The following is a 19,648-nucleotide window of genomic DNA, read 5'->3' as shown; positions in this document are numbered from 1 at the left end:
AAAAAAGTCAGGACAGGATAGTCAGCGGCGCTTCGACATAACGTTTGAAAGCTGTAAGAAGCTCTGCGCCAACTGCACCGTCCACCATTCGGTGATCAACGGATAGAGACACCGTCATAACGGTTGCAACCTCTACCTGTTCGCCTCGAACAACCGGGCGGCGCGTGCCTGCGCCGACAGCAAGGATAGTCCCTTGCGGTGGGTTGATCACCGCATCAAACGAGTCCACACCAAACATACCCAGATTGGATACCGAAGTAGTCCCACCCTGGAACTCTTCCGGCGTAAGTTTGCGCGCCCGGGCCCGTGCGGCAAGGTCCTTCATTTCCGACGAAATGGCTGAGATGCTTTTTCCCTGGGCGTCCCGAATGATCGGCGTGATCAACCCGCCGTCGATCGCGACCGCAACGGCGACGTCAACGGCCCGGTGACGCAACACATTGCCGTCTGCCCAAGTGACATTAGCATCCGGTACTTCTGCCAGAGCCAGAGCAAGCGCCTTTATCACCAGATCGTTGACCGAAATCTTAAAGGACGGAGTTTCCTCTACTTTCGGTGCTGCCGCATTGAGTTGCGACCGCAGCGCCAACAACGCATCCAGTTCAACGTCCGCCCGCAAGTAGAAATGGGGAACGGTTTGCTTGGCCTCGGTCAATCGCCGTGCGATCGTTCGGCGCATAGAGTCCAGTTCGACAACGTCATAGCTGCCTTCAGGATATAGGTCTGAAACCTGCGTTGTTTCAGACGTGGCTGGTTCTTTCCGAGGTGGTGCTTGTTTAAGTTGCTTTAACGCATTCTCGACATCCAGCCGAACGATCCGCCCCTTGGGACCTGTGCCTAAGACACCCGAAAGATCCAGCCCACCTTCTGCAGCGATCCGTTTCGCCAGAGGTGACGCAAAAACCCGGCTATTTGATTGAACCGCCTTAGATGCGATGTCTGGATTTGGTTCTGGGGCGTCCGGCAAACTGACAATTTCAGCCTGTGGTTTAGGCTTATTTTGACTTGGCAGTTCAATGCCTGATGCGTCTTCACCGTCTTCGGCGATTATGGCTATCAGTGTACTGACAGCCACGTTTTCAGTCCCTGCGGGCACCAGGATTTTCGCAACGGTCCCAGCATCTGTCGCCTCGAACTCCATCGTCGCTTTGTCAGTTTCGATTTCGGCGAGTATGTCACCTGGGCTCACTTGCTCCCCTTCGGAAACAAGCCAGGAGGCGATCGTTCCTTCTTCCATCGTCGGGGACAGAGACGGCATTGTGATTTCAATGGGCATGGTTTTACCTGTTCATTCGGAAGGGTTTACCGGGTTCCAAAGGCGTCGGTCGGTGGTCATTTCATACCCTTTGCCATCTGGAAAACTCACAAGTTCCAGTTGCATCCCCCAAGGTGCAAGAAAGTACACCCAGGTCTGCCCCGCTGATGGTCCTTGATGGCGCACCACGGGTTCGCCCAATATTTCGACATCGTGGTCGCGCAACCAATTCAACGATTCTTGGAAGTCATCGGTATAAAAGGCCAGATGGTGTCCGCCGATGTCACTGTTTTTTAGTTGGGCCTTCCGTTGGTCCGGTGCTTCGTATTCAAAAATCTCAAAATTCGGCCCATGCCCACAGCGAAAGAAACGGAGTTTCTTCATCACTGTACGGGGGTGGACGTTCAACTGACGCGACATCCAATCGTCATCGAACTGGAACGGACCGAGATCGTAGAATGCCTCGCACCCCAACACGTCGACGAAAAAACGAGTTGCCTGTTCAAGATCCGGCACGGTAAAGCCAACATGCTCAACCCCGCGCAGCCCCGGCATCCTGTTTGGTCTGCCATCAGCCATGTCAAACCCCGACCAAGGCCCCACGGCCCGTATCGATCATCATCTGTTTCAATCTGACTTCGACCTCAGGGGCCATCGCAAAGGCTGCCCGCTCTAGCACCTTTGACACACTGGGAGAGCTTTCGCCGCCATGCACCCGCTGGACGGGTTGATCAAGATGGTCAAAGTACCGACGCTGCAATTCGTCAGTCAACATCGCACCATAAGAAACGGTCAACGGACTTTGCTCGACAACCACCACATTGTTGGTTTTGCGGATGCTTTCACCGATGGTCTCCCAATCGATACCTGCACGATCCAGAGAGCGTAAATCGATGATCTCGGCGTCCAGCCCAAGTGCCTCGGCCGCCTTGCGGGATTCTTCGACCATGGCTGAGTATGTCAGGATGGTCATCGCACTGCCTTCCCGCACCACCTTGGCCTTTCCAAGTGGTATGAAATAGTCATAGTCCTCGACCGGCCCGAGCATCTTTTGCGTGTATAAACCCACATGTTCGATCACCAGAACGGGGTCGTCGCAGCCCAAAGCACTGTTCATCAACCCGACGTAGTCGAACGCGGTGGAGGGCGCGACGATGCGCCAGCCCGGCCACTGAGCAAACAACCCAGCCGGATCCATCGAGTGCTGCGACCCGTATCCGGTTCCGATCGCGATCTTGGTACGGAACACGATTGGCATCGCGGTATCGCCGCCAAACATGTGCCGGGCCTTGCCGATCTGGTTGAACAACTGATCCGCCGCGACCAGCGCAAAATCGGGATACATCAGTTCGACAACCGGACGGTATTTACCAGACATAGCTACGCCACCGGCCAGCCCGCTAAATCCTGCCTCGGCTATGGGAGTTGGAATGATCCGGTCCGGATATTTTTCGGCAAGTCCCTTTGTGGCACCATTGGTTCCACCCTTCAGGCGGTGAATGTCCTCGCCCAGACAAAAGATTCGGTCATCTTCGGCCATGCGCCGGTTCATAACTTCGGCGACGGCATCCACATATCTGACAGGTGCCAACGTACCCGAGAATTCTTCTTGTTCTTCGAAGCGTTTGCCGTCCAATTCACTCAAATCTCCACGCAATCCTGCGTCGCGCATTGCGGTATCTGGCCACAGAGCTTCGATAACAGTGCGTTTATTGCCATCCTCAACCGTCAGCGCCGAGGCCGCCAGTTGCATCGCGGACTTGGCACGCGTGGCCAATGTGGCGTCACCGTCATCGTCCAGCCATCCACGTGTTTTTAAACCGTCCAGCATCACCAAAATTGGATCGCGTTTGCGCCAAGTGGCTTCGTCTTCTTTGCTGCGGTATCCGAAGGCACTGGCTGGAACGCCGCCCCCATGATGGAAAAAGCGATAGAGCACGGCTTCGATAACCGTCGGCCCTTTGCCCGAGCGCATGATATCCAAAGCGCGTTCAGTCGCGACGCGGACCGCGACTGGGTCCATGCCGTCAACCCGGAAGGACGGGATGCCAAAAGCCAAACCGCGAGATGAGACCCGAGTTTCGCGCGTTTCTTCTTCGACCGTGGTCGCCACGGCAAACCCGTTGTTTTCAATGAAAAAGCAGACAGGCAAGTCCCAAAGCGCTGCCAGGTTCATTGCCTCTGGGACCGAGCCGATATGTGCGCTGCCCTCGCCGAAATAGGAAAACACCGCTTCGTCGGTGCCGCAGCGTTTTTTGGTCCACGCGGCCCCGGTTGCAAATGGCACGCCACCACCAACAATAGCGTTGGTGCCCAACGCGCCAGCCTCTTCCCAACGCAAATGCATCGAGCCGCCGCGACCTTTACAATAGCCTTGTGCCAGCCCCATGATTTCAGCCAAGGATTTCTGCAACAACTGCAGAATGTCGCCTGACAAATCGGTCGTCAGCGGATCGACGTGACCGGGATCAAGATATGCCAAAGCCTTAGCGACAAACTGGTGATGGCCTCGATGGGACCCGGTGACCTGATCTCCTGGCTTCAAGGGTGAGATCGATCCGATCGCGCCACCCTCTTGCCCGATCGAGCTGTGTGCAGGACCGTGGATCAACCCCTGTGCATCCATTTCCAGCACCATCTCTTCGAAAGCGCGCACAAGATGCAGATGGTTGTGCATCTTGATCGCTTCGGCTTTGCCGAGCTTGTCCCAGTCGGCTTCGGTGGCGGTGATATCCACCCAGTCGACCATCGGTTTGATTTTCGTTGTTCTCGGCATTGTGCTCTACTCCGCGGGCAAAGGTCAGGCGTTCAGCCCGCCCATGCACAGGTATTTCGTCTCAACAAATTCCTCGATTCCGTAGTGCGCGCCTTCCCGTCCCACGCCGCTTTCCTTGATCCCGCCAAACGGCGCGACCTCGGTCGAGATGATGCCTTCGTTAATCCCGACCATGCCGTATTCAAGCGCTTCGGCGACACGCCAGATCCGGCCGATATCACGGGAATAGAAATAGGCGGCCAGGCCGAATTCAGTGTCGTTGGCCAGCTTGATTGCCTCTTCTTCGCTGTCGAATGTGAAAATCGGTGCCAGCGGCCCAAAAGTCTCTTCCCGCGCGACGGCCATATCCGTTGTGACACCGGTCAAGACTGTCGGTTGAAAGAAAGACCCGCCCAACGTGTGGCGCGCGCCACCTGCGGCGACCGAAGCACCTTTCGAGCGCGCATCGGCAATGTGCTCTTCGACTTTCTCAACCGCCGCCAGATCGATCAATGGCCCCTGCTGCGCACCTTCGGCGAACCCGTCCCCGACAACCAGTTCATTCACACGCGTCACCAAACTTTCGACAAATGCATCATGGACGTTGCGTTGCACCAGGATGCGATTGGTGCAAACACAGGTCTGCCCGGTATTTCGGTATTTCGACGCGATGGCCCCTTCCACAGCAGCGTCGATATCCGCGTCATCAAACACGATAAACGGCGCGTTGCCACCCAGCTCCATCGAGACTTTCTTCACGGTATCGGCGCTTTGCCGCATGAGCACCTTTCCGATGTCCGTCGATCCCGTAAACGTCACCTTTTGTACAGTCGGATTGGCCGTCAGCTCGCCGCCGATTGCGCGTGCTGATCCTGTTACGACATTCAACACGCCATCCGGGACACCAGCCTCTTGTGCAAGTGCCGCAATCGCCAGGGCAGAAAACGGTGTGGCGGAAGCGGGCTTGACGACACAGGTGCAGCCTGCGGCCAAAGCCGGCCCGACTTTGCGCGTGATCATGGCAATGGGAAAGTTCCAAGGTGTAATGGCCGCAACAACCCCAACCGCTTGTTTCACAACAACAATACGCCGGTCTTCCCAAGGGCTAGGGATGACATCGCCATATATGCGCTTACCCTCTTCCGCGAACCATTCGATAAAACTGGCGCCATAAGCCACTTCGCCCCGCGACTCGGCCAGCGGTTTGCCCTGCTCTGCAGTCATGATCGCTGCGAGGTCTTCAGTATGCTCGATGATCAGTTGGTACCAGCGACGCAGGATTGCGGCGCGATCCTTGGCCGTGCGGCCCTGCCAATCCGTCAAAGCCGATTGAGCCGCCGAGACCGCCTCACGCGTTTCCTCGACCCCGAAATTCGGCACCGCGCCCAAAACTGCACCGGTTGACGGGTTGTCTACGGAAACCACTCCACCAGCCCCGGCGGGTCGCCATTGGCCGCCGATCAGACAAGCGTGCTTCATGAGGTCTGGATTCAGGGTCATGCCGCCGTCTCCCTGTCGGCACGAAGGGTTGTGCCTGCGCGTTGCGTGGCCAGTTCGACGTATTTGAAGAAGTCCATCTCGCCATCGCCATCGGCGATTAGTTCGCTCCAACCTTCGCGGACCTGAGCGGCCAGCGGCATTGGAACTGCAGATTGACGGCCGGCCTCCAGTATCAGATCGAAATCCTTAGCCATCTGAGTGACTTCGAATGCTGGTGAGTAATCCCGCGCCTTCAACGCATCCAGCTTGTAGCCAACCAATGGCGACGCAATGGCGCTTGCGCCTATCACATCCAGCATGGTTGCCCGATCGACCCCGTTTTTCAGCCCAAGCGCCAAGGCTTCGCCCATCATGGCAGCAGTGAACCCCACCATCATGTTGATCGACAGCTTCAGAACCCGTGCTTGCTCATGACTTCCAACATAGAACTGACGTGCACTCATCGCCTTCAGGACGTCGAGACAGTCGTGAAAGGCCCCCTTCGGTCCCGACGCCATAACGGTCAGAGTTCCAGCCTCTGCTAGAGCCACCGACCCGGAAACCGGGGCCCGAAGATATCGCACACCGTAGCCTTCCGCCGCGTCGGCAATGTCTTGCGATACGGGCGGAGATACTGTGCTCATATCAACAAGGATAGTTCCTGCGCGCATCTCTTTCAGAGCGCCATTGTCGCCCAATAGCACCTGTTGCAAAGCACAGTCGTCCGACAGCATGGTAAACAGCATGTCCGACTGAGCGGCCAACACGCTGGCCTTGGATGCCAATGCGGCACCCGCGTTCAGAACGGGTTTGCCCTTGTCAGGGCTTCTGTTGAACACGGTCACATTGGCGCCGGCCCGGCACAGGTTGATTGCCATCGGAGCGCCCATTTTACCGAGCCCGATCCAGCCTATTCGCGTTGTCATATTTGCCTCTCGGACCCTGTACCCAATCCCGGGTTCAGGGTTTCATCAGGTGTTAGTCTTCCCAGGTTTTACCGAAACGCGGCTGCGTCGTGTTTTCGGCCTGCGGGAAAACGCGGTGATTGTTGAAATGAGATTCGCTGTGGCGGATACCCGGCAGCATGTCGTGCCCGGACCAATATTGGCGACCACAAACCAAGAGCTCTTCGGCGGGGAATTTCGAGATGACTTCGACCCCGTCTTTGGTTACGACCATTTCTTCTTCAATGCGGGCTGCATGGTGGCTGCCTTTGGCGGGCCAGAAAGTTTCAAGCGCGAAGACCATACCTTCCTGAATAACCTCCGGATGGTCGATCGAGACCAAGCGGCTGATAACCGGTCGTTCCCAGATTCCCAGGCCAAGCCCGTGGCCATATTGCAAGCCGAATGCGGCTTCTTCATTCGGAAACCCGAACTCTTCGGCTTTTGGCCAGACCTTTGCGACTTCTCCGGTGGTCACGCCGGGTTTGATCATTGCGATCGCCTGATCGAGGTAGTCGCGGCATCGCTTATAGGCATCCTGCATTTCACGGCTTGCACTACCCACCGCGAAGGTCCGGTAGTAACAGGTCCGGTATCCCATGTAGCTGTGTAGAATATCGAAGTAAGCCGGGTCGCCTGGGCGCAATGCCCGGTCCGAGAAGACATGCGGGTGTGGGCTGCATCGCTCGCCCGAAATCGCGTTCACTCCCTCGACGTATTCCGATCCGTTATTGTAGAGAAAGTTCGACGCAATCCCGACAAGTTCGTTTTCGCGAACACCGGGGCGGATGGCGCGGTAGATCTCCTCGTAAGTGAAATCCACCATGGCCGAGGCGTGGGTCAGCAGGCTTATCTCATCCCGCGTCTTGATAACGCGCGCATCCTGCATAAGCCATTGGCAATCGACGACTTTCACGCCACGCTCCTGCAGTGCGAACATGATGGGAGGTTCGACAAGGTCGATCCCAAGTGGTTCGTTCTTCAAACCGTGCTTTTCCAGCTCGCGAACAATCTTGTCAGCGGTTTCTTCAGCCCGACCCATGTTTGGCGTCATGGCGCCCCGTAACAAGGGGATACCCGCGCGGGACCGCTCTTCGCCTCCCATCCAGTCGCAATGCAGCGCATGGTGTTTTGCAGCGGATCCGAAGTCCCAAAGGATCGGTTCACCGCCGCGCGGCAGCAGCGTCCAGCGAGACACCTTGTCCTGTGCCCAGGTACCAATATGAGTGCCTGTGATATAGCGCACATTGGTCATGTCGAAACACAACAACGCACCCATTTCCGACTGCTCGAGCTTCTCTTTTACGCGGGCGAGGCGTTCAGTCCTCAACCGATCAAAATTGATGCGGTTTTCCCAATCCACGGCCATGGTGCCATAGGTCTCAATCGCCATTTCGCGCCTCTCTCTCACTATCTTTCATGATGGGATCACAGGTCAGAAACCGAGATCCGCTTTTGGGCGAATGACCCCCGGAACAAACAGACTCTCAGGGATCGTTTTCTATGATTCCCAATATTGCAGAGGGGTGCCGGACGATGTGTGATGATGATATCCAATTTCGATATTCATCACGCCGCGACTGAAAGTGCTGCACCCAAATTTGTGAAAACACAGGAAATCTGCAATACGCGGTCCTGCCCTCAACCTGAGCTCGCCCACATAGTGAAGCCAATCCGACATGGATTTCAGTCAAGACAAAGCACCTGCACGACCGCAAAGCTCTTTGCCTGTGACCACTGATCTTGGTCCGTTCTGTCGCCCGAATAGCCTACGATTTCGGGGACCACATAATTTCGTCGGATGTGGCTTCATAAGCCAGACCGCCCTGATAGCTGACCAGTTCAAGCTGCATGCCCCATGGTGCCAGGAAATAGACCCAGGTCAGACCTTTACTAGGGCCCTGCTCCATGTAACTCGCTTCGCCCTGAAACCGCACACCATGAGATTTGAGATAGGCGACCGCCGCGTCCATATCTTCAACATAAAACGCAAGATGATGCCCGCCATGGTCGCTGTTTTTCGGCAACTCTTCCCGCTGATCGGGCGACGAATATTCAAATATCTCGAAGGCAGGTCCGTTGCGGCATTTGAGCATGCGAAGGGTTTCGATGACCGCGCGCGGATGGACGTTCAGATGCTCCGTCATCCAGTCGTCATCCGCCACAAATGGCCCGACTTCGAACAGTTCAACGCATCCGATCACATCGACAAAGAACCGGGTTGCCTCCTCGATATCGGGAACGGTGAAACCGATATGGTCACTTCCTGCGAGACCTGGAATTCCTTTACTCATGTCACTGCCTTTCCCCTAAACGGTTTCTGCCTTAGCAGGGACCGGGGCCGCATCTGCGATCAGACCCTCGTGCTTCAATTCCACCCACAGATCATCGGGAATGTCTGCTTTCAGAGCGGTAATATTCTGTTCGAACCGTTCGGGGCGTCCGGCCCCGACGGGGATGCTGGAAACGATCGGATGTGCTGCTGAAAACTGGATTGCTGCCGTCGAGAGAGGCACATTGTGCCGGTCACAAACCGCCTTCAACGCCTGCGCCCGCTTCAACCAGTATTCGCCGGTCTCATGATCTGCAGGTGCGCGCACGCCGTGGTCCAGAACATTGGCGCGCCAGTTTTCATCCAGCGGCACGTAGTCAAACGACGCGCCCTCGACTGGAGTGTTCAGGACGCCGGAATTGTAAACGCCGCCAATCAGAATGGTTGTGCCACGCTTTTCGCAGATCGGGAACAGTTCGGTCAGCGCCGAATGATCCAAGAGCGTATATCGCCCAGCCAGCAGAAACACGTCCATATCCACCTCAGCCGCCATCCGCGCCAGCGCTGGGTTTTGGTTCATGCCCGCCCCGATGGCGGACACCGTCCCTTCGGATCTCAGTTTATCGAGAGCCTTGTAGCATCCGCCAAGGGCTTCATCGAGGTGCTCATCGGCGTCATGGATCAGCAACATATCAAACCGGTCCAATCCGGTCCGTTCAAGGCTGTGTTCTACCGAACGCATGACACCGTCATACGAAAAATCGAAATGGTAAATCCGGGGCGGAGCGCCCTTCCAAAACTCGTCATCGCTCGTTGGTTCGCTGTTGTCGGGATCGTCTTCGACGATACGACCGACCTTAGTCGAAATCACAAACGACTCTTTGGGCTTGTAGGCCAGATAGCGTCCCAGCCGTTCTTCCGACATGCCCATGCCATACATCGGTGCCGTATCAAAGGTACGCAGCCCGGCATCCCAGGCGGCATCGAGTACCTTTACGGCGTCCTCTTCCGACAGGCGACGCGGCCAACCGCCGATCTGGACGGTGCCCAGGCCAAGGAGGTTGGTCTTGAGCTTTGTGCGTCCGATCTGGCGCAATTCAGTTGGGTCGAATGGCATGGCGTTGTCCTCCTCAATAAAGAAAGGGCGAGCTCCAAAGGCTCGCCCGAAATGGATTTATTTGGGGTAGTCCGCGTTGAACGTCGTGGGGTCATAATCCGGACCCAGGCCTGTTGACAGGATCAGATCGTTCGGTCGGTCAAGCCGGGCGTAGTCTTCCATCCAGATGTCTGCCTTGACGGACTCGGTTTCGTCACCTTCGGTGATCGAAATCTGTGCGTTCACTTCGTATTGCTTGGGAACTGGTTTGCCGGCCAGCACGTCCAATGCCACATTGACGGATGCGCCCCCCATAGCCGGCGGGTAGTCAAAATTGATTGCCTTGACGTCATGCTCGACCGCCTGCTTTACACAGCCGTTGAGATCCGAGCAGGTGATCGGGGGAATGCTTCCGTCCTCCCACCCGGCTTCGACAAACGCCTCCAACGCCCCCGAGCCTTGCAAACCACTGTCAGACCAGACGCCGTGTATGTCCTTGCCGTATTTCTGGATCAGCGCGGCCATGACCTGCTTGCCCTTTGCCGGGCTCCAGTCGGTGTATTGCAGGTCGATTACATTGATATCTGGGAATTCAGCGAACACCTGTTTGGCAACCGAGATCCGGATTTCGGCCGGGCTGGCCCCCGCGATGCCGCCCAGCATGACGACATTTCCTTTGCCGCCGAGTGTTTCAGCCATCCATTGGGCCTCGAACCGGCCAAGTGCGTGGTCTGAGGCAGTTACGAACGAGATGAAGTTGTCCGAGGTCACCCGGCGATCGACCATAACCACCGGCACACCGCTGCGCATTGCACGGGTCACAACGGGGTCCAATGCTTCGGATTGGGCTGCCGACACGATCAGGATATCGACATCACGTTGCAGCAGATCCTGAATGTCAGACACTTGCTTTGAGGGATCATCGTTTGCGTCGGTGATGATCAGTTTCTCGATCAGATCACTGTTGTCCGCCGCGGCTTGCTGGATCGAATGCAGCATCCCGACCCGCCAGATATTTGAAATCGAAGCATTCGAGAAACCGACGACATAGGGCGGTTCCTTGGCGTATTCTGACGTGTCCACATACTCGATGTCCCGGTTCGACCACAGCAATGTGCGGGGTTTGCCCGCATACCCCGCGCTGTCCTCGGCGACGGCTGTGTTTGCGGCAGGCAAACTCATCAAAAGTGCTAAGGATGCCGTGGCGAGCGTCTTCATGGGCGAATGCGATTTCATGGTGTCTCCTCCTGAGTGGTCACGGCAGCCGAACAAGGCTTTCGTGAAGCTGCGAGTATTGTTGGAGACGTTTGTTGAAACCGGGCGACAAAGATATCCGCATGGGATTTTCTCGTTCCGAAACGACGAGAAACCGAGACACGCGAAGGGCTTGCTGCACCTGCGCTGAACTTGCCTGAAATGGATATATTTGCCGTCCGCGTGACTGGCTTCGACCGGTATCAAGTGTTCAACAGAAGGAGATACCATGACCCGCATCGTGATTCTGGGCGGCGGTTTCGCAGGTTTGTTTGCCGCGAAATCGCTTGCGAAACATCTGGGAAAATCCGCTGAAATCGAACTGATCAGCGACCAGAATTTCTTCGTGTTTCAACCGCTGCTACCCGAGGTTGCGGCGGGTTCAATCACTGCGGCACATGCCATTTCCTCGCTCCGCGGGCTGTTGAAACACGTCAAGACAAGGAAGGCTCGGGTTCATTCCATCGATTTCGAAGCAAAGACTGTGACCGTGTTTCAAGGTGTCCAAAGGCGCCCGACACAAGTAGCTTATGATCAGCTTGTCATAGCCCTCGGGCAATCTACGGACTTGTCCCGAACACCCGGTCTATCGGACCACGCGCTTGCGATGAAAACGCTGGCAGATGCGAGCAGATTGCGGGCGCATGTCATAGAGAAACTGGAGCACGCCGACATCACGCAACTGCCCGAAGTCAAGCAAGACGCCCTTACTTTCTGCGTCATCGGTGGCGGGTTTTCCGGAGTTGAAACCGTAGGCGAGATCAAAGAACTTATTGACCGATCACTGAAATATTACCCCTCTATCGATCCATCAGAGGTTCAAGTCATTTTGCTGGAATATGCAGACAATATTCTCAACGAACTGCCCCCGCGCCTGCGCCAGTACGCGGCCCAAAAGCTGGCCGCGCGCGACATCAAGGTCTGTACGTCAACCGGGGTTGCCAGTGCCACCGGTACGGCAATCGTAACAACAAACAATGACGTTATCGGCACACGGACAGTTATTGCGACCATCGGCAATGCACCTTCTGGCGTCGTTCGTGGAATGAATGTCCGCTGCGAACGCGGCAAGATCGTAGTTGACCGTTCGCTCGCGGTTGCAGGCGTTCCGGATGTCTGGGCCTTGGGCGATTGCGCATTGGTTCCCTTGGTCGAAGATGCGAGCGCGCCGAATGAATTTGCGCCACCTACGGCCCAGTTTGCAGTGCGTGAGGCACGGACAGTGGCGGAAAACATCCGCAGAAAACTGGCCGGACAGCAGCCCAGTCTGTTCCGCTACAAATCAAAGGGGGCAATGGCGTCTTTGGGTGGCAAACGGGGTGTAGCCGAGGTTATGGGCCTGACGCTGACCGGGTTTCCCGCATGGCTGCTGTGGCGCGGCTTCTACCTGTCCTTTCTACCCGGAACATCTGCAAAACTGAAAGTCTTTCTGAATTGGGTATTGGACGGTCTGATGCCTCGAAGCATTGTTCAGGATGTTAAGCCCGAGACCAGCCATACCAAAATTCTACACTACCGGGCCGGCGACCGCATTTTCGAAGCAGGCAATCGGGCGGACGGTTTTTACACCATCATCAGTGGCCGGGTGGAAGTTTGCATGAAAGATGACGAAACCAACGAACTGAACACCCGCGAGATCGCAGCTGGTGGGCATTTCGGCGAAAGATTGATACTTGGAGAAAGCCGCCGCGCTGGTACTGTCCGCGCACTCGACGCCACCGAGGTTTTGGTGATGGATCGCAAGGAATTCCTTAGGCTGGCCTCGGCATTCCCAGCGTTTCAGGATTATTTCCGGTCCTATTTTAAAGACACCTACAACATCGATTGGACCCCAACCGCACCGAATCAATAGCGCCCGTTCTCCTGCATGACGCGGTCCACTTCCTCCTGCGCCAGCGCCAAAGCCTCCTTGTCCGAGAGCTCTCCAGACAGGGCCTCATGTATGCGCTCACCAAGAATATTCTCGATCGAGCGGTACTCAGGAATGGGCGGGCGCTGCCACATGCACAGCATACCCCGTTGCGACAACCTGTCGACAAAACGAACAATGGGTGAGGCTGCAGCGGCTTCTGGGTCAGCGGCCACTGAAAACCGAGGTGCAACCGGCAGCCCGTTTGTGACATGTTTCTTCATGGCTTCGGGCGAGGCCATCCAAGCGATAGCCTCGAACGCTAGTTTGGCACGTGATGTGGAAAGGTTGGCCGGAATGCCTAACAGAAAACCTCCAGTGGGATTGGCGCTCATCCCCATGGGTCCCTTGGGCTGTGGTATCAATTCAGCACGCCTTTTCACCATGGAGCCAATGTCGTATTCGAAACGAGCAGCGCGCATGGTCCAGCAATAGGCCATCGCCACCTCACCTACAAGAAACGCCTCTATCCGGCGGTTCCAATCCATTTCGAGAACATCCGGAGGTGAAATTTCGACCAGCCGATGCATGTAATCAAGAACCAGCTGTCCTTCTTCGCAGTCAATTCTAGGCCGGAAATTGTTGCCCGAGAGGTCAGCCCAATTGTGATATCGACGCGCACGCGGGATGTTGAGAATGGGAGCGTTGCAGCATCCCATCAGGATCATGAAGCTTGAGGCGACGGGCATTCCTTTTGCTGCGTTCCACGCGACACCGTAAAAACCGCGGGATGGGTCCTGTAGCTTCCGGCCGGTTTCGATAACTTGCTCGAACGTTCGGGGGTATTTCAGCTCATACTCGGAGAACAAGTCTTTGCGTACCGCCATCGCTTCAGTCGTGACGTAGATTGGAATGCCATATTGTTTATTTCCCCAAGTCCCAGATGCCCAAACCGCCGGGTGGAAATCCATGACGCGGATGTTGGTTTCTTCAATGAATTCATCCAGTGGCAAGAGTAAATTTTTTTCTGCAAATTCACCCAGCCAGGGCATGTTCAGAGCGACTACATCAAATTCAGATTTGGGCAGAAATTGGTGCAGGCGTTCGTGCAGGTCGGGCAGAAAGTGCAACGAGAAGCTCTTTCTGGACCCCAGATTGTTTCGATAATCCGCCCACATGTTACGCATGGCCGAGAAGTAATTATCGTTGTGCAACAAGAACTTCAGTTCCTGACCACACTCGGCCAGTTGAGATTGCAATGGCGGTGGCGGCAATATGTCCCGCGCAAAATCTGCGCCGCCAAAGTAGAATTCATCCGCATTTCCCACGCCGGTTAGCCCAACTGTTTCGGCCAGCAATGACTTGACCTTGACAACATAGTCGACAAATGCCGAATACATCTCCGGGCTGGGCTGCAGGTAAAAGGATTTGCCTGTTGTCGAGCGCGCGACCTTTACGATCTGCCCATCTTCAATCATAGCGTGAATGCGCCGCTGGGCCGTTCCATAAGGCACTTCCGCCGCATCGATCAGCATTGAAATCGTGACCGGTTCACCCTTTAGGTAAGACGTCACCAAGAAAGAGGTCAGATTCCAGGATGGATCCCCAGGTCCACCCCGTACCAACTCATTGAACGGTGCCCTGGTTCGGGACAGGAACCTGATGATCCTTATAACCTCATGGTCCGTGATATCCGACTTGAGATTCGAGACAGGCACCGCGACTCTCCAAAAAAACGCCAGCAATGCGTCGGCGCCAAGTCCTGGGAGGAATTTTCAGCTGTACGCCGCGTCGCTGTTCACAACATCATATCAAAGTTCTGACGAATTGGGCGCACTGAATATCCATTATGGATTTTCTTGCTTGCAATATGATGCACCGGCAGTGCAGCAGATGATCCGCATTTTGTTGTGAAATGCGTTTGTCCTTCGGCTTACTTTACGAATGCCAAACGAGACCGATCGAGCGTCAATGTTACGGCGATGATGACGATCAGCCCGGTCACAACCGTCTGCCAGTAGTGGTGAACACCAATGACGTTAAGACCGTTCTTGAGCACCGCAATGACGAGAACGCCAAGAATGGTGCGATGAACGCCGCCCGCACCGCCCGACAGGGCTGTGCCGCCCATCACAACGGCCGCAATGGATTCCAGTAGAAGGTCATCGCCCATACGCGCTGTTCCAGTCGATGTTCGCGCGACGAGTAAGGCACCCGCGACGCCACATAGGACCCCGGCCACGACAAAAGCTGTGATCTTTACCCGTGTGACATTTACACCCGACAATTTCGCGGTCGTGCTGCCCGCACCGATTGCATAGAGTTGACGCCCGAAATGGCTTCTGGCTCCGATTATCGATGCGATAGCAAATAGGATGAGCGCCCAGATACCCGCATTGGGAATACGCCAGACCATTTTCCCTGATGACAGCCAGGTGAACTCTGGAACTCTGAACACGATGTTGGCACCGCCGGATAAGGTCACGGCAACGCCGCCAAATATGATCATGGTGCCAAGCGTCACGATGAAACTGGGCAATCGTCCGAATACGACAAGCGAGCCATTGATAAGTCCGCATACCCCGCCAATCACGGCGGCAGCCAGAACGGTTTCAACTGCCCCAAACCCGGCACTTTTGAGCAGTAAGGCGCTGACGATTGCGGTCAGCGTCACAACCGAACCTACAGACAAATCGATCGACCCCATTAGAATGACATAGGTGGCACCGGTCGCAACCAGCAGAAGAACCGCGGACTGGCGCATCAGGTTGAACACGTTAATCCAGGACGCAAATCTTGGATTGACCGTGTAAAAAACAAAAACGAGCAGCAGGAGAAGTACGACCGAGGCGACAATGGATTGTGCCCCGCGGTCGTGTTTCAGATTTTGCCAAAAGTCGGCCAACTGTGCTCTCCTTTTCGTTAAACGCTCAAACCATCTGAGCAACCAAATCGTGTTCGGTCGGTTTCGCGTCGACCGGAGCAGGCGTCTCGGCTACAATCTCACCTTCTCGCAAGATCAGAATCCGGTTCGATAGGCCGATCAATTCCAGCAAGTCATCCGTGACCAGCAGGATCGCCACACCACGTTCCGTCAGATCACGCAACAGAGTGTAGATCTCTTCCTTTGCCCCGACATCCACACCACGGGTGGGGTTATCCAGAACCAGAATATCGACTTCACGCGCCAGCCATTTTGCTAGAACCACCTTTTGCTGATTGCCGCCGGACAGGAATTGAAGAAGCTGCCGAGGCCCGGATGTGCGAATATGCAGCGCCTCGATGAACTTGCGTGCCAGCCGGCGTTCTCGTCGCCAAGACAGAAAGCCCGGCACAGCCGAAATCTTGTCCAGCAACGGCAAAGAGACGTTTGCTTCGACGGACATGTAAGGAATGATGCCTTCGGATTTTCTTTCTTTCGGAACGTAGCCGAGGTTCTTGTTCATCACTGCGCTCAAGCGATTCCGCAGGGGCAGGATGTCACCATGAATCTCCACCTCCCCCTCCGTTGGAAAGGGTTCAAATCCTGTAATCGCGCGCACCACTTGTTCTTTCCCGCATCCGACGATGCCACCAAGACCAACAATCTCACCGGGGCGGACGTCGAAACTGACGCCTGAATTCGTCAGGCCGTGGCCAGATAGGTCCCGAACCGAGATGCAGGGCGCTGCGCTGCCATCAACGTCCCGCTGGAGGTCCTCCTTGTAGTATTCCTCGTCGCGTTCGCGGCCGACCATGATCTGGTGCAGCGTGTCTTCGGTCAGACCGTCATCCCGTGCCTCGCCGACATGGCGGCCATCCTTTAGAACGATCACGCGATCACAGAGTTCCAGATACTCAGACAAGCGATGGGTGATCAGCACAAAAGACGCCCGATCCTTGAACCGCCGAACCGCTTCGAACAGAAGCTTTATTTCAGCTTCGCCAATGGCCGCTGTCGGCTCATCGAGCAGGATGATCGGATGCGCAATGTCAAAATACTCGGCGAGAACGAAGGCCTTTGCAATCTCTATCATCTGCCGGTCGTAGAACCCGAACTCACTGACAGGGCGCCGAGGGTTGATATGCGCCAGGTTCATCCAGCGTAGTTCTTTTTCCGCCAGATGGATCATTCGCTCCGTGTCGACCATGTGCCCAAGGTGTCTAAAATTACGCTCAAGAGACAAAAACATGTTCTCATAGACCGTCAGACCGGGGATTAGAGCTTGCTCTTGAAAAACCATGGAAACTCCAGCCCGAACCGCATCCGTGTAACGTGTCGGCTTGTAGGGTTCGCCAGACAGTGTCATCTGCCCCTGATCAGGCGGATGAATCCCCGCGATCATCTTGAGCGTGGTCGACTTGCCCGCCCCATTCTCACCGGCGATGCCAACAATCTCGTTCTTGTGGATGTCGAAACTCAATCCGCTCAGAACGGTGGTGCCGCTGAAGGTTTTTGAGGCGCCCCGAAGGCTGAAGATGACAGAGTGGTCGCCCATTATTTCACATCCTGCGATGACGTACGTTTCTGCATCAAAAGAACCGCAGCGATGATGATCGTACCGTTGACAATTTCCTGCACATACGGGTGCAACGCGACCACGTTCATGCCATTGCTAAGGATCGAAATGACCGCGACGCCCAGTAGTGTTAGATGGATGCCGCCGACACCACCCGAGATCGCCGTACCGCCAACAACGACGGCGGTGATCGACTCGAGCATCATGAAATTGCCCATGGTTGCGGTGGCCGTGCCCAACCGCGACGCCAGCAAGACGCCTGCAGTACCAGCCAGAAGCGCCGACAGGGTAAAAGCCTGGATCTTCACATGGTCCACCTTGACACCGACCAGCGTCGCCACGGACTCGTCCGAGCCGATGGCCAGCGTCATTCGTCCGAACCGAGTGCGCCGGGCGATATGAACGAGGGCCAGAAAGATTGCGGCGGCCAAGATCAGGAGGTTGGGTACACCCAGGATCAGTGTGCCATTGGCAAGAGCCTGGAAACTTTCGCTGCGGATCGCGATAGAGGTTCCATCCGAAATGAAGAGGATGACACCCACCAGCGATGTTGCCGTGCCCAGAGTCACAAGGATCGAGGGGATGCGTAGATAAACGAAAAACAGCCCATTGATCAAACCGACCACCGCTGCCCCGATGAGCGCAACCGGTATGGCCCAAAACCCAAATGCCGGAAGAAGACTGGCACACAGCATGCCCGAAAGCGTGGCCACGGCACCAACTGACAAGTCGATCGACCCCATTAGGATGACGAAGGCAGCGCCGCCGGACACGACAAGCAAGATCGCGGCAGAAACAAAAATATTCTGGATGTTCGCCGCGCCAAGGAAGTTCGAATTCAGATACCCAAAGACAGCGATCTGGACGCATAGGAACCCCAACGCAGCTACGCGCTGGTACGACAGGTTCGTGGTCAGCCAGTGCGGTGCTGAACGTTTTTCCATTGAGGTGCCATGGGTCATGAGCTTGTTCTACTCTGCGCGATTTGGTGGATTGATCGGCGGGCCCAGTCGGAAGACCGGCCCGCCGAAACTGGCTGAGGGAGGTCAGCCGCCGATCTTGGACTTGTAGTGATCGGCATACATCTGGCGAATCTCGTCGAGATCGCCCGCATTCACAGCGTCTGTGTAAGCCGCTGGCAAGTCGTAACCATCTGGCATCGGATCAGTTTTCCACATGTGATTGACGTCGATGGGCCAGACCTCGTGCTGTGGGTCCCAGTCATCAGGATGCAGAACACGCGACATTCGACGCCAGTCAAAGGGTAGCGGACCGCCGTCATTGGCCAGCCAGTTCTGGTAGGTTTCGACATTCTCGGCCGTCAGAACTGTCGCGCCCGTGAACATCATTCGCTCAAGTGCGGTCGGTTCGAACCCGTTGGCGATGTCCCATGCCCGAACAAGTGCAAACCCCGCTTGCCATTGCGGCGTGAAGGCGGCAGTGGCGAACATGCGGCCTTCTTTGATCAGCTCCAACGTTTCGGCATTACCATCCAATCCTACGATCGGAACCGAGATTCCGGCGTCTTCCAAGGCTTGCATCGCGCCCACGCCGACCGAGTCATTCTGCCCGAAGACTCCGTCAATCTGAGCATGAGCGACCACCAGATCCTCCATGATACGACGGCTGTCGATCTGGTTCCATTGGCCAGGTTCGCGCGCGATCAATTCGATTTCGGGATATTCCGCCAGCGCCATGTCCACGCCGCGTGTCCGCGCGATGTCTGCCGACGATCCGGGTGAGCCTGTCAGGTGGACCAGTTTACCCTTACCGCCCATGGCGTCGAACAGCGCTTTAGCCACCTGATAGGCGTTGTCGACGCCGTCAGGCGCAAAGAATGTGCCGTAGGAATAGTCGTCACCGTTATCCAAAGGATGGAACCACGGAAGCGCGTCCCAAACGCCGACATAAACCGCACCATTTTTCTGAGCCAGTTCAGCGATCTTCGGCACGTTGCCCGTGTTCTGCGCATTACCGAAGAACAGCTTCACGCCCGATGCAAGCTGCGCCTCGTAAACCTCGATTTGCTTGGCTGCATCGCCGCCATCTGTCAGAATGCGGTACTCGAGCCCCAGCGCTTCAGCGGCTTGCTGGGCCCCTTGGTCCCAGTTCGAAAAATACTCGTTTTCCAGACTGGTTACCTCGCTGACAACGACGTCCTGCGCCACAGCGACCGTCGTTGTCAGCGCCACCACCGATGCGGCAGCGTATGTCAGTAGTTTCTTCATGGTCTCCTCCTCGTTGG

The 19,648-nt window shown here is 56.0% G+C and carries 15 protein-coding genes; 1 reads left to right on the top strand and 14 read right to left on the bottom strand.

All coding sequences use genetic code 11. The features are described 5' to 3' along the window. Positions 1-7: 7 nt before the first annotated feature. The 9 genes from ACR3E4_RS21985 to ACR3E4_RS21945 all read right to left on the bottom strand — a co-directional run bounded on the left by ACR3E4_RS21985 (position 8) and on the right by ACR3E4_RS21945 (position 11,037). Positions 8-1,276, bottom strand: a complete 1,269-nt coding sequence (locus ACR3E4_RS21985; RefSeq protein ID WP_480535098.1) for a pyruvate dehydrogenase complex dihydrolipoamide acetyltransferase — start codon at positions 1,274-1,276, stop codon at positions 8-10. Positions 1,277-1,288: 12 nt separating this feature from the next. Next, complete coding sequence (locus ACR3E4_RS21980; RefSeq protein ID WP_480535099.1) at positions 1,289-1,834, bottom strand: VOC family protein; 546 nt, start codon at positions 1,832-1,834, stop codon at positions 1,289-1,291. A gap of 1 nt (position 1,835) precedes the next feature. Further along, positions 1,836-4,031 (bottom strand): alpha-ketoacid dehydrogenase subunit alpha/beta, encoded by a 2,196-nt coding sequence (locus ACR3E4_RS21975; RefSeq protein WP_480535100.1) that lies wholly within the window; start codon positions 4,029-4,031, stop codon positions 1,836-1,838. A gap of 24 nt (positions 4,032-4,055) precedes the next feature. Continuing rightward, positions 4,056-5,510 carry an NAD-dependent succinate-semialdehyde dehydrogenase gene (locus ACR3E4_RS21970; protein WP_480535101.1) on the bottom strand — a complete coding sequence of 485 codons (1,455 nt, stop codon included), beginning with the start codon at positions 5,508-5,510 and terminating at the stop codon, positions 4,056-4,058. Then, positions 5,507-6,415 (bottom strand): NAD(P)-dependent oxidoreductase, encoded by a 909-nt coding sequence (locus tag ACR3E4_RS21965; protein WP_480535102.1) that lies wholly within the window; start codon positions 6,413-6,415, stop codon positions 5,507-5,509. The genes ACR3E4_RS21970 and ACR3E4_RS21965 overlap by 4 nt, the downstream gene beginning before the upstream one ends. A 52-nt stretch (positions 6,416-6,467) precedes the next feature. Beyond that, entirely contained in the window at positions 6,468-7,826 is a 1,359-nt protein-coding gene (locus ACR3E4_RS21960; protein WP_170386229.1) for a M24 family metallopeptidase, read from the bottom strand. A 376-nt stretch (positions 7,827-8,202) separates the two neighbouring features. Next, positions 8,203-8,727 carry a VOC family protein gene (locus ACR3E4_RS21955; RefSeq protein ID WP_480535103.1) on the bottom strand — a complete coding sequence of 175 codons (525 nt, stop codon included), beginning with the start codon at positions 8,725-8,727 and terminating at the stop codon, positions 8,203-8,205. A gap of 15 nt (positions 8,728-8,742) precedes the next feature. Beyond that, complete coding sequence (locus ACR3E4_RS21950) at positions 8,743-9,822, bottom strand: aldo/keto reductase (protein WP_480535104.1); 1,080 nt, start codon at positions 9,820-9,822, stop codon at positions 8,743-8,745. A 57-nt stretch (positions 9,823-9,879) separates the two neighbouring features. Then, a complete protein-coding gene (locus ACR3E4_RS21945; protein ID WP_480535105.1) occupies positions 9,880-11,037 on the bottom strand; it encodes a substrate-binding domain-containing protein in 1,158 nt (385 codons plus the stop codon). Between the two features lie 247 nt (positions 11,038-11,284). On the opposite strand from ACR3E4_RS21945, the gene ACR3E4_RS21940 reads away from it, so the two are divergent. Beyond that, positions 11,285-12,907, top strand: a complete 1,623-nt coding sequence (locus ACR3E4_RS21940) for an FAD-dependent oxidoreductase (RefSeq protein WP_480535106.1) — start codon at positions 11,285-11,287, stop codon at positions 12,905-12,907. Here the strand turns inward: ACR3E4_RS21940 and ACR3E4_RS21935 are convergent. The 5 genes from ACR3E4_RS21935 to ACR3E4_RS21915 form a co-directional block, all read right to left on the bottom strand. After that, a complete protein-coding gene (locus tag ACR3E4_RS21935) occupies positions 12,901-14,439 on the bottom strand; it encodes an extracellular solute-binding protein (RefSeq protein WP_480535107.1) in 1,539 nt (512 codons plus the stop codon). The two genes, ACR3E4_RS21940 and ACR3E4_RS21935, sit on opposite strands and share 7 nt — an antisense overlap. Before the next feature lie 398 nt (positions 14,440-14,837). Next, the gene (locus ACR3E4_RS21930) at positions 14,838-15,809 is read right to left on the bottom strand and encodes an ABC transporter permease (RefSeq protein WP_480535108.1); all 972 of its coding nucleotides are present in this window, start codon (positions 15,807-15,809) and stop codon (positions 14,838-14,840) included. Between the two features lie 25 nt (positions 15,810-15,834). Further along, the gene (locus ACR3E4_RS21925) at positions 15,835-17,382 is read right to left on the bottom strand and encodes a sugar ABC transporter ATP-binding protein (protein WP_480535109.1); all 1,548 of its coding nucleotides are present in this window, start codon (positions 17,380-17,382) and stop codon (positions 15,835-15,837) included. Next, entirely contained in the window at positions 17,382-18,347 is a 966-nt protein-coding gene (locus ACR3E4_RS21920; protein ID WP_480535110.1) for an ABC transporter permease, read from the bottom strand. Before ACR3E4_RS21920 ends, ACR3E4_RS21925 begins: the two co-directional genes overlap by 1 nt. A 102-nt stretch (positions 18,348-18,449) precedes the next feature. Further along, the gene (locus ACR3E4_RS21915) at positions 18,450-19,631 is read right to left on the bottom strand and encodes a sugar ABC transporter substrate-binding protein (protein ID WP_480535111.1); all 1,182 of its coding nucleotides are present in this window, start codon (positions 19,629-19,631) and stop codon (positions 18,450-18,452) included. Between the last annotated feature and the right edge of the window lie 17 nt (positions 19,632-19,648).

The sequence above is a fragment of the Ruegeria sp. AP11 genome, from assembly GCF_056535865.1.
Note: the sequence above shows the minus strand (reverse complement) of the source record. Positions and strands in the feature narration are given on the sequence as shown.

What these genes read in the sequence shown, in the direction of transcription:
- ACR3E4_RS21985 (WP_480535098.1), bottom strand. Translation starts at nt 1,276, where the DNA reads ATGCCCATTGAAATCACAATGCCGTCTCTGTCCCCGACGATGGAAGAA.
- ACR3E4_RS21920 (WP_480535110.1), bottom strand. Translation starts at nt 18,347, where the DNA reads ATGGAAAAACGTTCAGCACCGCACTGGCTGACCACGAACCTGTCGTAC.
- ACR3E4_RS21925 (WP_480535109.1), bottom strand. Translation starts at nt 17,382, where the DNA reads ATGGGCGACCACTCTGTCATCTTCAGCCTTCGGGGCGCCTCAAAAACC.
- ACR3E4_RS21955 (WP_480535103.1), bottom strand. Translation starts at nt 8,727, where the DNA reads ATGAGTAAAGGAATTCCAGGTCTCGCAGGAAGTGACCATATCGGTTTC.
- ACR3E4_RS21915 (WP_480535111.1), bottom strand. Translation starts at nt 19,631, where the DNA reads ATGAAGAAACTACTGACATACGCTGCCGCATCGGTGGTGGCGCTGACA.
- ACR3E4_RS21950 (WP_480535104.1), bottom strand. Translation starts at nt 9,822, where the DNA reads ATGCCATTCGACCCAACTGAATTGCGCCAGATCGGACGCACAAAGCTC.
- ACR3E4_RS21970 (WP_480535101.1), bottom strand. Translation starts at nt 5,510, where the DNA reads ATGACCCTGAATCCAGACCTCATGAAGCACGCTTGTCTGATCGGCGGC.
- ACR3E4_RS21965 (WP_480535102.1), bottom strand. Translation starts at nt 6,415, where the DNA reads ATGACAACGCGAATAGGCTGGATCGGGCTCGGTAAAATGGGCGCTCCG.
- ACR3E4_RS21975 (WP_480535100.1), bottom strand. Translation starts at nt 4,031, where the DNA reads ATGCCGAGAACAACGAAAATCAAACCGATGGTCGACTGGGTGGATATC.
- ACR3E4_RS21935 (WP_480535107.1), bottom strand. Translation starts at nt 14,439, where the DNA reads ATGCTGATCGATGCGGCGGAAGTGCCTTATGGAACGGCCCAGCGGCGC.
- ACR3E4_RS21980 (WP_480535099.1), bottom strand. Translation starts at nt 1,834, where the DNA reads ATGGCTGATGGCAGACCAAACAGGATGCCGGGGCTGCGCGGGGTTGAG.
- ACR3E4_RS21945 (WP_480535105.1), bottom strand. Translation starts at nt 11,037, where the DNA reads ATGAAATCGCATTCGCCCATGAAGACGCTCGCCACGGCATCCTTAGCA.
- ACR3E4_RS21940 (WP_480535106.1), top strand. Translation starts at nt 11,285, where the DNA reads ATGACCCGCATCGTGATTCTGGGCGGCGGTTTCGCAGGTTTGTTTGCC.
- ACR3E4_RS21960 (WP_170386229.1), bottom strand. Translation starts at nt 7,826, where the DNA reads ATGGCGATTGAGACCTATGGCACCATGGCCGTGGATTGGGAAAACCGC.